The 13,413-nt window shown below is 34.9% G+C and carries 10 protein-coding genes; 1 reads left to right on the top strand and 9 read right to left on the bottom strand.

Annotation, left to right across the window (positions count from 1 at the left end; translation table 11 throughout):
• Positions 1–223: 223 nt before the first annotated feature.
• The 4 genes from K4L44_07325 to K4L44_07310 form a co-directional block, all read right to left on the bottom strand.
• Positions 224–697, bottom strand: coding sequence for a methylglyoxal synthase (locus K4L44_07325; protein ID QZE15635.1), 474 nt, complete (start codon positions 695–697; stop codon positions 224–226).
• A gap of 62 nt (positions 698–759) precedes the next feature.
• A complete protein-coding gene (locus K4L44_07320; GenBank protein ID QZE15634.1) occupies positions 760–1,278 on the bottom strand; it encodes a flavodoxin domain-containing protein in 519 nt (172 codons plus the stop codon).
• Positions 1,279–1,281: 3 nt separating this feature from the next.
• Complete coding sequence (locus K4L44_07315; protein ID QZE15633.1) at positions 1,282–3,351, bottom strand: 2-oxoisovalerate dehydrogenase; 2,070 nt, start codon at positions 3,349–3,351, stop codon at positions 1,282–1,284.
• Position 3,352: 1 nt separating this feature from the next.
• A complete protein-coding gene (locus K4L44_07310) occupies positions 3,353–4,624 on the bottom strand; it encodes a 2-oxo acid dehydrogenase subunit E2 (GenBank protein QZE15632.1) in 1,272 nt (423 codons plus the stop codon).
• Positions 4,625–4,738: 114 nt separating this feature from the next.
• Between K4L44_07310 and K4L44_07305 the strand changes: the two genes are divergently transcribed.
• Entirely contained in the window at positions 4,739–5,929 is a 1,191-nt protein-coding gene (locus K4L44_07305) for a cation:proton antiporter (protein QZE15631.1), read from the top strand.
• A 73-nt stretch (positions 5,930–6,002) separates the two neighbouring features.
• On the opposite strand, the gene K4L44_07300 is transcribed toward K4L44_07305, so the two are convergent.
• The 5 genes from K4L44_07300 to K4L44_07280 all read right to left on the bottom strand — a co-directional run bounded on the left by K4L44_07300 (position 6,003) and on the right by K4L44_07280 (position 12,965).
• Positions 6,003–7,088, bottom strand: coding sequence for a ketoacyl-ACP synthase III (locus tag K4L44_07300; protein QZE15630.1), 1,086 nt, complete (start codon positions 7,086–7,088; stop codon positions 6,003–6,005).
• 655 nt (positions 7,089–7,743) lie between these two features.
• A complete protein-coding gene (locus tag K4L44_07295) occupies positions 7,744–10,269 on the bottom strand; it encodes an AsmA family protein (GenBank protein QZE15629.1) in 2,526 nt (841 codons plus the stop codon).
• A 7-nt stretch (positions 10,270–10,276) separates the two neighbouring features.
• Entirely contained in the window at positions 10,277–11,512 is a 1,236-nt protein-coding gene (locus tag K4L44_07290; protein QZE15628.1) for a CinA family nicotinamide mononucleotide deamidase-related protein, read from the bottom strand.
• 80 nt (positions 11,513–11,592) lie between these two features.
• Positions 11,593–12,114 (bottom strand): hypothetical protein, encoded by a 522-nt coding sequence (locus K4L44_07285; protein ID QZE15627.1) that lies wholly within the window; start codon positions 12,112–12,114, stop codon positions 11,593–11,595.
• 404 nt (positions 12,115–12,518) lie between these two features.
• Positions 12,519–12,965 carry a hypothetical protein gene (locus K4L44_07280; GenBank protein ID QZE15626.1) on the bottom strand — a complete coding sequence of 149 codons (447 nt, stop codon included), beginning with the start codon at positions 12,963–12,965 and terminating at the stop codon, positions 12,519–12,521.
• Positions 12,966–13,413 lie beyond the last annotated feature (448 nt).

The raw sequence follows: 13,413 nt of genomic DNA, 5'->3' as shown, positions 1-13,413 counted from the left end.
ATTCTCATTACGCTTTTTTCTAAGAATGATGTAATACGGGTTATATATATAGTTCGCATATTTATTCTGAAGATAGAAGATCTTTTTGATGATAAGACTATTGAATTTACGAATAGATATAACTTTTTAGTTAATGTGTTGTATTTATCATAACACATATTACAAGACTTGTATTGTATTAAAAAAAGAGGACTAAATTCTCATTTAATCCTCCTTAATATATTTATAACTCAATGTTTCGTGATATATAAGATTGATAATCTTTCACTTCGGGTTTGTAATCTTGATCAAATAATGGAGAAGAGATCATAAAGTCTGCAGTCGCTCTATTAGATGCAGTAGGAACATTATAAAGAACTGAAATTCTTAATAATGCTTTTACATCCACATCATGTGGTTGTGGTTCCATTGGATCCCAAAAAAATATCACCATATCTATTTTTCCCTCACATATCATCGCACCTAACTGTTGGTCACCACCAAGAGGTCCAGATTTTAATCTAGTTACAGTTGGAGCAAAGAAATCATTATCTTGACACTTTTTTGTAATAGTTTCTTCTACCAACTTACCTGTTGTACCTGTGCAAACCAAAGAGTGCTGAGCAAGAGCCTTCCAATTCCAGTCTACCCACTCTGCAATGTCCGCCTTTCTATTATCATGCGCTACAATTGCAACATTCTTCTTTTTTCTGATCATAAGTTTACATACTTAATTAGAATTGAACATACACAAACATAAACAAAATATCACATAAAGTACTATAATTCATTAAATTCCTCTACAATTTGCTGCTTCCAATTTGCTATTCGTTCCTCCCATTCCGTATTATCTACAAGATACTCTACAGGGAGTCCTTTAAAACGATGATCATCGGTATAGAATGCTGTTTCAAAATGATAATCGTCGATATGAACAGAACCAATAATTGTGGCACCATGTTTCTCAAACCATTTTGCTAGCAATCCAATAGCGTCACAGAAATTATCTGGATATCGTTTTGAATCGCCTAGTCCAAAGATTGCCACTTTGGTGTCAGAGAAGTCACAATCTTCAATAGAAGGAAGAAATTCATCCCAATAGTATGGTAATTCACCATCAAACCAAGTGGATGCTCCCATAATTAAGAAAGGATAATCTTTTATTCCAATTCCATCAGATTGATCAATATCAATCTGATCAATTTTAAAATCATCTGCTAACATTTCAGATAGTATCATTCCAACTTTCTGAGTGTTTTTACCTTGACTACTTGTCAATAATGCAATTTTATTTTTCATAAATTAATACTTTAGGATCTCAACAATAGCATTTCTTATAGACAATTTATTTGGTAGGGTTGCTTTCTCAAGTGCTTGGTTAAAACCTACAGGGGTAAATGTTGCTCCTATCCTTTTCACGGGTCCATCTAATTGTTCGAAGCACTGTTCCATAATCTGTGAAACAATTTCAGCACCAAAACCGGAGAAGACCTTATCTTCGTGAATCATGATTGCCTTATTCGTTTTAGCGATAGAGGTTTTAATGCCATCCATATCCAATGGAATTAAGCTTCTAAGATCAATTACTTCGACACTATAGCCCTCTTTTTCAAGTTCTGTTGCAACCTCTACACACATTGGAGTTGTGTTCCCATAAGTTATGACTGTCAGGTCATCTCCTCTTTTTCTAACTTTTAATTTACCAAAAGGAACTTCGAAATCATCTGGAATTGGAGTTGCAGTAACTTCAGAATTATAAAGTGCTTTAGGCTCTAGAAACATCGTCATTCCTTTAGATCTAATGGAAGTTCTTAAAAGTCCTGCAACATCATCAGCATAGGATGGGTATACTATACGTACCCCTGGGAATGTAGTTAAACATCCTTCAATATTTTGACTGTGATATATTCCACCACCAATATACCCACCAGAAGCCAAACGAATAGTCATATTAGGAGAAAATTTCCCATTAGATCTCCAGTAGTCATGCGAAGAGTCTACAAATTGTTCCATTGCTGGCCAAAAGTAATCTGCAAACTCTGCTCCTTCAATCACAACTCGTATATTTTGTTTCTTAAAGCGAGTCATACCATTGGCAGTCCCAACAATATAGTCTTCAGCTATTGGACCATTAAAAATTCGTTCTTTACCAAACTCTTTTTGCATTCCTTTGGACACATTAAACACCCCTCCTTTATCTTTATTGGCCATATCTTGTCCATAAAGGAACGTTTCGGGATTATATCTAAACTCTGCTTTTAATGTCTCATTTAGGGCTTCTATTAATTTCTTTTTAGGTCCTTGATCCTGATGTAGTCCTTCAGGATATTTATTTGAGAAATAAGGCTCTGGAATCACAAAATCCATGATACTCTCAGGCGTAGGATTTTCTGCTTTAATCACTTTACGGTGTGCTTTGATGACGACCTCTCGCGACTCCTTCATTATCTCGCTTAGTTCTTCTTTGGTAAAGATTTTATAACGTAAAAGAAGTCGTTCAAACTTCGCTAATGGGTCGTAAGCTTTTGAATAAGTAAGTTCGCTATCATCTCGATAAAGATCGTGTCTATCGCTATTTGAATGAGAGTGAATACGAACACAATTTGCATGTACAATACAAGGCATCTGGTTCTCTTTAACCCAACGATAAGCCTCAGTCATCGCATTCATTGAGTCAAAAACATCTTTCCCGTTACAATGGATAATACGAAGATTCTTGAATCCTCTAAAGTTATCAGCTACTTTTCTTCTAGCTGTCTGATCTCTTTTGGGAACTGAAATACCATATCCATTATCTTGGAAAACAAAGATTACTGGTAGTTTCTCTTTAGATGCACCATTTATCGCCTCATACACATACCCTTCAGAAACAGAACTTTCTCCTTGTGAACAGAATGCAACACCTTCATCTTTATAATACTTCAAGGATCTAGCAACCCCAACAGCATGAAGGGTGTGATTCCCTGTACATGATGAAACGTTCTCGATATTGATCTCCGGTTTTGCAAAGTGATTAGACATATGTCTACCACCACTAGAAGGGTCAGAAGCCTTGGATAGCCCATTAAGTATCAGCTCTTCGGAGGTCATCCCTGCAGACAAACAGGTCAACATATCTCGATAATATGGAAATAGATAATCCTGTTCTTTGTGAAATATCTGTCCTAGTGCCAATTGGATTCCGTCATGACCAGCATAAGGTGCATGATATGACCAACCCAATGCTTGTTTTAGATAGTTTGGTGCTTTTTCATCCACCATACGTCCAATGGTCATTAGACGATACCATGCCTCTAACTGTTCTTTGGGAGTTTTTAGAATACTGTATACAGCAGGGGTCTCAAGATCGTGAAGTTTATTAATATTTTTCATATTAGATCACATTAGGGTTATAGGATTCAATTTCTTCTACAATTGCTTGTAAGAATTTTCCAGCCAGCATTCCATCAATGATACGATGGTCATGAGACAGGGATAGATACATTTTATGGCGTATTCCGATTACATCCCCAAGTTCTGTTTCGATTACTGCAGGAACCTTTTCAATATTTCCTAAAGCCAAAATTGCAACTTCTGGTTGATTGATAATTGGGGTTCCAAACAGACCTTTAAAAGAACCAAAATTTGTTAGTGTAAAAGTACCGCCAGTCATTTCGTCGATACCTAACTTACCATCTCTTACTTTGTCTATTAGCTTTTGTACACGTTTTGAGATCCCAATGATATTCAATTCATCACAATCTTTAACTACAGGAACAAAAAGATCATCTTGTTCAGTGGCTGCAGCGAAACCAATATTAATATCCTTTTTCAAAAGGACCCTATCTCCTACAATTGAACTATTTAATTTAGGGTATCTCTTCAATGCTTTGGTTACAACTTCAACAAATACTGATAAGAACGAAATTGAAACCTGATGTTTCTCTTTTACCTGTGGATTTGTCTTTTTCCTCCATTGAACCAATGAGGTCACATCTGCCTGTACTACGGTTGTAACGTGTGCTGAAGTACTCAATGACTCTACCATTCTTTGTGCTATCACTTTTCGTGTATTTCCCATTTCAAGATAGTCTCCATTTGCAGTGAAAACTTCAGGTTCAGGTGTTTGAACCTTTGGTGATGGGTTTTCGATCACTGATTTAAAAGATTCGGAATGACTCTTTTGTGTTGGAGGAGCAACCTCTTCTTGTTTGGCAAGATAATTAAGAATATCCGCTTTTTGCACGCGACCTCCTACTCCACTCCCTTGAACTTTTTCGAGATCTCTTAGAGAGATCCCATATTCGTTCATCATCTTTTTTACGAGAGGAGACAAAAATCGTTTTGTCTGATCTTGTGGTCTTTCCTGTTCAGTGGAAGCCACTTCTGTCTCTTGAACCTCCTCTTGCTCATCATCCTCTTCTCCTTCAAGTCTGATGTCCATAAGAAGTGTTCCTGCAGAAAGGAGTTGATCCTCTTCACAGTATATCTTTGTAACAGTACCAGCCACTGGTGATGGAACTTCCGAATCTACTTTTGCAGTAGTTATCTCTAGGAGTAGATCGTCTTCAACGATGGTGTCTCCCTCGGATACCATAATCTTTGAGATTGTACCTTCTACCACACTTTCGCCTAGTTTAGGCATTAATATCTGATAAATTGACATAAACTATAATTTTAATATAGACACAACATAAACAACAAGGTCTATTATTTGTTTTATAGATATAAGTCTTTTTTAGAAGCGATCAAAATAACAAACAATAATCCACTATACTATATGAATACATTTGGAATGATCATGGTGTTATGTTTAGTCATGATACTATCAGCCATTTTTGGGGCATTGAATAAGAAAACAAAATTCCCAACTGTCTTAAGTTTACTTCTTTTAGGTGTGCTTCTTCAATATCTTTTTGGTAAATATGACATATATTTTGAGAAGCAGAAGATTCTAGAATTTCTCGGAAATGTGGGAATTATATTTATTGTATTAGAAGCAGCATTAGATCTAAAGATTTCATCTAAAAAGAAAACATTAATATTGAAATCCTTTTGGCTTGCACTAATCTCTTTGATTTGTTGCATGTTGCTATTATCTACAATTTTTCATTACACTTTACAGAATCTAGGCTGGACTCAGTGTTTTTTATATGCGCTTCCCCTATCTCTTGTAAGTAGTGCTATCGTGATTCCAAGTGTACATCATATGTCTGAGAAGAAGCGTGATTTTTTAATTTATGAGAGTACTTTTTCAGATATTCTCGGAATTATGGCTTTCTACTTTTTGGTCAACAACTTAGGAGAAAGTAGTGCTATAAAAGTAACCATAAATATTCTTTCGAATACTGTATTGACTGTGATTGTATCTATACTTAGTAGTATACTACTATTTTACATCTTTCACAAAATGGTTCATCGACATATCCGTTTTTCTGTATTTATCTCAGTACTTGTATTAATATATGCTATTGGAAAGAGTTTTCACCTCTCTTCTCTTCTATTGATTCTTATTTATGGAGTATTATTGAGCAATCATACCACCCTATTGAGGAAATTTCATCTTCCAAAAGATTGGGTGGACCCATCTCTATCTGACGAGCTTCTTTCGCACTTTAAACTCATTACGGATGAAGGATCTTTTTTCATCCGTACCCTGTTCTTTGTACTTTTTGGAATGTACCTCTCTTTTGATGATATTTTATCGTTTCAAAATATTCTTATTTCGGGACTATTTATTGTTGGGATCTACTTAATTCACTATATCCTTCTAAGAATATTTTTTAAAAAAGATATTACTCCAGAGGCATATATTGCACCGAGGGGTCTGATCTCCGTACTACTTTTCTTTGCGATACCGAAAGATTATATGATAACAGAGATAGAGAGTAGTTTGCTTTTTATCGTGATTGTAATCACCTCGATTGTTATGGGAATTGGACTAATGATTCAGAAACCCAAAGAAGTTTAATAAGAAAGGGAACAAAAATAGAGCACATTTTTTTATTGTGCTCTATTTTTTTTATATGTAGATTTCCAAATAATTATGGAATTCTATAGATAATTGAGTTAATATTCATCCCAGCACCCACAGAGGTAAATACAATATTTTGTCCACTCTCTATCGACTGTCCCTCAATCTTATTCTTCCGAACCAAATCGAACAAAGTAGGGACCGTTGCAGTAGACGAATTTCCTAACTCACGAATAGACATTGGCATAATGCTATAATCCACATCTTTCTGCTTATAAAGCTTATACAATCTCTCCAAGATAGCCAAATCCATCTTTTCGTTCGCTTGGTGGATAAATACTTTATGAATATCCTTAAGATCAAGACCTGCCTTATCAATGCTTGCTTTAACTACACCAGGAACAGTAGTAAGGGCATATACATAGATTTGATTTCCAGCCATTTTAATCACCTCTTCTGTTTGATCATAGTCAGGATTCCATGAGCTTCCCATCTGCAATGCATGACTGAATTTACCACCATCAGAACGACTTTCATGGGATAATATTCCTATTGGAGTCTCACTTTCAGTTGCTTCAACTATTACAGCACCAGCTCCATCAGCAAAGATCATCGTATCTCTATCGTGTGGATCTGAAACACGAGATAAAACATCCGCTCCGATAACCAATCCTTTTCTACAGAATCCAGCACGAATATATGCATCAGCAATAATCATTGCTTGAGTCCATCCTGGACAACCAGAGATATTATCATGACAGAATGTCGATGGATTTTTAATTTTTAGTTTATCCTTTACTTTGTTCGCCAAAGAAGGCATGTTGTCGATACGAGTACTACCACTCTTTACATCTCCAAAGTTGTGAGCTACAATAATAAAATCAAGCTCCTCTTTGTCAAGCTTTGCATCTTCCAATGCAGCAATAGCACTCTCCACAGCCAAATCAGATGCAGTCTGATCTTCCGCAACATAACGACGTTCAGCAATACAAGTAATTGCTTCAAATTTTGAAGTAATCTCTTCTCCTGGAGTCTCAAAAGGAACTTTTTTACCAGGTTGATAGAATGTATGATCTACAAACTCTTCATTTTTTACAATACGTGGAGGGATAGACGCCCCAGACCCCGTAATAATTGTATATATTTTATTCTCCATAGTTGCTGGACAAACGATTAATATTTCACATCAATTTTATTTCAGAAGACAACTAAAATATAGTCTTCCTCTCGTCTTTACGAAGATACAAAATAGATCAAAAAGTAAGATTAAAAAAAGTGTTGAAACCAAAAAATAAACGTTAAGGAGAGTCAATTTCTTAAACTTTTAACATTATTCCCTTTTGGTTAGAATATTTGATCCCGATATTCCAAATTCAATAATTACAACCCATATGGCAATCTTTTTAGTATAAGTGAACCAATAACTAGTTCATTCTACTACTTATATTTGCTGAAAAATATTAATATGACTCCCTATTTGCTTAAATAATCTTTCTTGCTAAAATTATCCTACAAAAAATGTCAGGCTACTTATTGGTATTGATTAGCCCAAAGCATTACAATTTAAGTATTATGATGACTATAAAAATAGGCTTTTATACGTATCTCTTTATTACGAATAAAGAGGAGAAAACATTAAAAATACTTTTACTTTTGTTGAATGGAATTACAAATAAGTACTCATTCGGTCTGTTTTTTTTACAAAATATTTGAAAATAATACACAATGACAACCCCAAATCCATATATCCAAAAAGAAAGGGGAGTGACTAACATGAGCCACTCCCCTACATTATCATCTTAATATCACAATTAGAAAAGTCCTTTTAGAGCATTTCCAATATTCTTAATCTCATCTTTCAACTTATCTCCAGCGCTATTCTCTAGCTCTTTCTGAATCTGTTTTTTCGTTTTACTCAAATCTAATTTCACTTTTGGATTGCTTATATCCCCAGTAATCGACATGCCTATATTATACTCTTTGATGCCACTAGCTCCTGGAATAATATCAACCACTTGCTTTACATCTCCTGAAAGTTTGTTTCTAGGAATAAGAAAATCACATTGGTAACTCATCTGTCCTGCAAGATTCTGATTTCCATAGAATGTCAACTTTTGTCCTGCAACGGTCGTTTTAACAGGGTGAAGTGTCAAGTCACCATTTACTAAATCAAAGTTAGCAGAGAATTTACCTACACGAAGGTGATCCGAGCTATTCTCTCCATTTACTAAATTTGCAATCTCTTTAGTCGTTCCTGTTGCTTTTAATAAGATCTCGGAAGAACTAAACACTCCACCTCCATTAAAAGTATTAAACAAAGGAGCTAGTTTGCTATCTAAAGCCCCTCTAATATTCATGTTCGCAGCGATTTCCCCACTGCTGTCATTTGCTATCGGTGCATATTTTTGAACAGTTTTAGAGGCACTATAGGCTTTCGCTATCTGAATTCCATTGGCTTTAAAAGAGAAGTTAAAGTCTGGTTTTTCAGCATTTTGTGTGTTAAAGAAACCGTTACTTACCATGGAGCCATCCCATAGCTTCATTGAAAGGTTATTTAAAACAGCTTTTTGGTTCTCCACTTTTGCTTTTCCAAGAATGTCGGTTATTTCGATGTCATCATATACTACTTTATCAATATTCAGAAAACCATCGATGAAGATATTTTTTGGTATCTGTACAACCGACACAGAGTTTGTGTCATTTTCTACTTTATCTTGCTTCTCTTTCGACACTGCCGTCGTCTCTTTTTTCTCCTCTACCATTAGAGACATCCATGTTTTAGTATCAATACGTTTACTCTGTATCGACATATTTCCTTGAATTGCCCCATCTTTGAATAGATATGGAAAGTAGTTCTGAAGGTAACCAGTAAAAGTAATTTCATCCCCATTCACTCTTAGTTTTGTCTCTTTAAGAGTGATCTTCTTTGCACTTAGATCCATTCCTGCAGTTGGAACTTCAATTGGATATTTCAGAGATGCATCTTTATATTTGATTCCACTAGCACGAAGTGTCCCAGACATATATAATTTATCGTATGCCTCTTTTTCAATAAGATCCATTGTTCCTTGCAGTTTCATATCGCCAGCAATACGACCAGTCAAGGTTTCCATTTTTACAGGAATGGATTTCTTTAATGTTTCCAAATTCATATCTCCATGGAATGCAGCAACAAAATTAGGATTAGACATGGGTTGAGTTACACCAAAAGATGCTTTAACCGGCTGTCCTCCAATTTTCATCTCTACCACAGGAACATCTACTTTGGTAAGATCTAGATCTCCTTGTGCTTTTGAGATAATTGCCCTTACTTGGATATTTTCTACCGATTCAGGAAGATCAGCATATTTCATATGTCCATCCTTTACTTCAAAGTGAAGGTTGAACTTTGGATATGTTTGATCATTATAGACTCCTTCAATACTACTACTAAAGGTTAATTTGCCAGTCATATCCAAACCATCCAAGTAAGACTTATATGCATCAGGAACTAAGCCTAACACCTCTTTAAAAGAGGAATGAGGACAACGTATTTTAATATTTGGAACATAATTGTCTCCATCCATTTGGAACGAACCTTGAGCAACCAAAGGAAAAGACTCAATTTTCATATCACTCTTCACGATAGTAAACAACATCTTCTCGAAATTTGCCTGAACGTCTGTAGTCAGAGATACGGGAATATGTGTCAAATAAGAGACTCCTTCATAACTACAAGAGATGTTTGCATTGGTCTCCATGGATAAATTAGTATCCACTCCTTTCATCATTCCTTGAAGTTTCAGGTTGAAGTTGTTCATCTCAAAAGAGATATTAGAAGCGTGATCTACATAGGCAAAAGTCGCTTGGTCTAGTATCACTTCATTCAAATTGATTCCAAAACTACTTCCAGAACTACTATTTTCTGTTGCACTATCTTCAGGTGCAGCAGTCTCTTCTGACGACTTTACAATATCCCAGTTTGGCTTGCCCTCTTTGGTTATTTCTAAGGACACATAAGGCTCTACCAATTCAAATTTAAGTATATCTAAAGATTTCTCTTTCCACAAACTGGATACATTTACATCTAGCTCTAGACGTTTAAGAGCCATAATTGGTTTGGTGAATTTTTTGTTATTATTCACCACCTTAAAATCGTCGATACTTACATTTAGATTTGGAAAACTTTTAAATAGAGATAAGGACGCGGATTCCATATAGATCTTAGCATCCACATTTTTCTCTATTACAGTGACCACTTCTTGGGTTATACGATCTTTAAAGAAAAATGGAACAAGAATCATCAGAAGCAAAATCGTTCCAATGATAATTCCCACAATTTTAAGTAATCTATTCATATGATTATTAATTATTCAAAAATTCAGTTCTTAAGATATTCATCGCAGTCATGGTTGCTTTGCGGATCACACGTTCACGCTCATTTCCAAATTGGAAACATTTGGTAACGATACGGCGTCCATTGCCAACAGCTATCCAAACTGTTCCTACAGGCTTCTCTTCTGTCCCTCCAGTAGGCCCTGCAATTCCAGAAGTTGCAATTGCATAGTTTGCTTGAAACTTCTTTAATGTCTCTCGCACCATTTGAGTAACTACGGGTTTAGAGACCGCACCAAATTGAAAAAGATGCTCTGCAGCCACATTAAGCTCTTCTATTTTTACTTCATTTTCATAGGCTACGATAGATCCTTTAAAATATTGAGAAGCTCCTGCCATTTTTGTAAAAGAGTGTGCTATATATCCACCAGTACAACTTTCTGCAGTTGCCAAAAATTGCTCCTTCTGTACCAATTTAGTTGCAATCACTTCTCCCAAAGTCTCTTCTCCTTCCCCATAAACAAAACTAGGATAAGTTTCTTTCAAATATGCAACCTGTTTTTCAATTTCAGTAATTAAAGAACTATCTCCAGAATAACAACTTAACCTCAATCGAACTCCATCATAATTAGGTAGATACGCCAACGAAATGCCATTGTCAAGAGCATTTTCCCACTCTTCTAGTTTGATGGCTAACTCCGATTCAGGAATCCCTGTGGTTAAAACGGTATGATGATGGACTGATTGAAGAGAATAATGTGTTTGGATAAATGGAATCACATCGTTTTCCATCATTAATTTCATCTCCATAGGTACTCCAGGCATAAAGAAAAAATGTTGCCCTTCTTTATGAAAATGCATTCCTGGTGCAGTCCCCTTTTTATTATCTATTATTCTACAACCTTTAGGAACCAATGCTTGGTCTCTATTTAGATCATTCATTGCGAGATTATAGGATGCTAAGAATGCTTCTAATTGTTCGTAGTATGTTTGATCTAAATAGAGTTCTGTTCCAAAGAATTTGGCGACTGTCTCTTTGGTTATATCATCATTTGTTGGTCCCAGGCCTCCTGTAACTAAAATAATGTCCATCGACGGATCGTCCAATTCATTTAAAATAGCAGATTCAGTATCTCTAATTGAGACTATCTTGTCTATTTTAACCCCAATTTCATTAAGGTGTTGTCCAATCCATGCAGAATTGGTATCCACTACTTGTCCAATAAGTAGCTCATCCCCGATCGTGATAACCTTTGTTTGAATCATTAGATATCGTTATTTGTTTTTTTAGTATCACTATCTCATTTATGAAACCATGATACATTTGTATCTTTTTCGTTTGGCTATTATAAAGCGTATCTTTTAGCTCCTTTATAGTAGTTTCCGAATACCGTCTTTTTAACCACACTCTCATTCCCCTTCCAAATAGGCTCTACAGACGGATTAGATGGATAATGTCCATTTTTATAGATCATCAAATGTGGTCTTCCATTACTCATGATCACCAAATCATTCCAACCATCATGAGAACTCTTAAGGACTCTGAAAGGAACATCACTAACACTAAACTGCTGTTTTAAATCTAATTTTTCATCCATGAGAAAGAATGTACATCCACCGCTACCACAATAATATCCATTAGGAATCCCCACAAAACATTCAGGTTTCCCATTTCCATTTAAATCTATATTCTCATAGGAGAACTTAAGATCCTTTGTGGGTATTTCACCTTGAATAATGTTTGTGGTGACCTTTTGTGAAATTTCTTTGATAGAGTATTGTTTATTATTCTGTTTCGAAAAAGAACTACATCCAGTCAATGTAGATAAGGCCAAAAAAGCCCATATGATTCCCCTTGATTTTTTCATTACTAAACATATTATTTTTCTATTGTGAAATTACCAAAGTTCTACGATAATAGAAAAAATAATGTCTCTCTTTTTTGCAATAGCAACTATTAATTTGATAAAATGCTTTGTTATAGAGTTTTTCGGTTTAGATGTTCGTGTTGTTTTTCATTTTCGTGCATAAAATAAAAGTGCTCTCTTTTCTATTTTATGATTTAGAAGAAATCTCACTTTTATTCTTTACAACAAGACATAAAACCATTTAAATATCGATGCCAAACTTATGAATCAAAGAAAACGAAGGATGCATTATTCCCAACATCCACAATTTTAAAAAAAAGATCTACTTTGATAACTAGTTTTATTTGATAAAGCTGCCGTCTGACTAGATCTAGAACAATTGATTTTAAATTTACTTGTTTATGCTAATCTCTTCCCATTCGAAGAAAGTAACCCAAGCATTCAGAATATGTAATTTGCTTTATAAATTTAGGTTTTTCAGGAACCTTTTCTTTAGGATGCTTAAAAGGAAGGTAATCAACTCTTGACTTTTCTTCGTTTAAACTTACTTTTATATTCATACATCCCTTTTTAAAACCAATAACATACCCCTTATGAGTATATACCAAGCCTTTTTCGTACCAACCTAGATGCAATCCATTAAATCCATAAACATTATACCAATTCTTCTCTTTTATTAAGTAGGCCTCTGGAGTCCCATCCCAAAGAAAAACTGTATTCTCTTTTTCTGTATCTATATATGCGACAGCCTCTCCATCCACATCAGATAAGGATATCTCTTCTGAAAACACATTATCACTAAAGATCATAATTATCCCAAAAGTCAAACAAAATAGAATGATATTTCTCATTATAAAATTTTATTTTTAATTCATAATAATACATTTTTTAAACATATTAAAATAAATGCTGTCGTACAATATATTTTCACCATAAATTGTCATGTTCCCAAATGAGGATAACCACTAGGTAGGTGCCCCCCTTGTTAGTGCTCTTATATACGTGAATCGTATGTAATCTGCTGTATTTGTTTGTTTCACAAACAAATGGGCACCATAACCTATTGTTACATCTAATTCTATCTAGTTATACAAAAAAAGTCCCTTCATTAATCTATTTATGAAGGGACTCTAAATAAAAAATGATCAAATCGTCATAGTATAAATCCAAGGGGTGTAGGAGTAAACGTCATACTTCAGAGAGTTGAATTTATCTCTAGAAGTAGTACAAAACGACTTAATAATTCAAAAGTACATAGTAGCTATGCACTCTTTCTGCATAGAAAACGTGAAAAATAGA

The organism is Prolixibacteraceae bacterium (assembly GCA_019720755.1).
Classification (GTDB): Bacteria; Bacteroidota; Bacteroidia; order Bacteroidales; family Prolixibacteraceae; genus Halosquirtibacter; species Halosquirtibacter laminarini.
The sequence above is the reverse complement of the archived record's forward strand: the minus strand, read 5'-3'. Positions and strand labels throughout refer to the sequence as shown.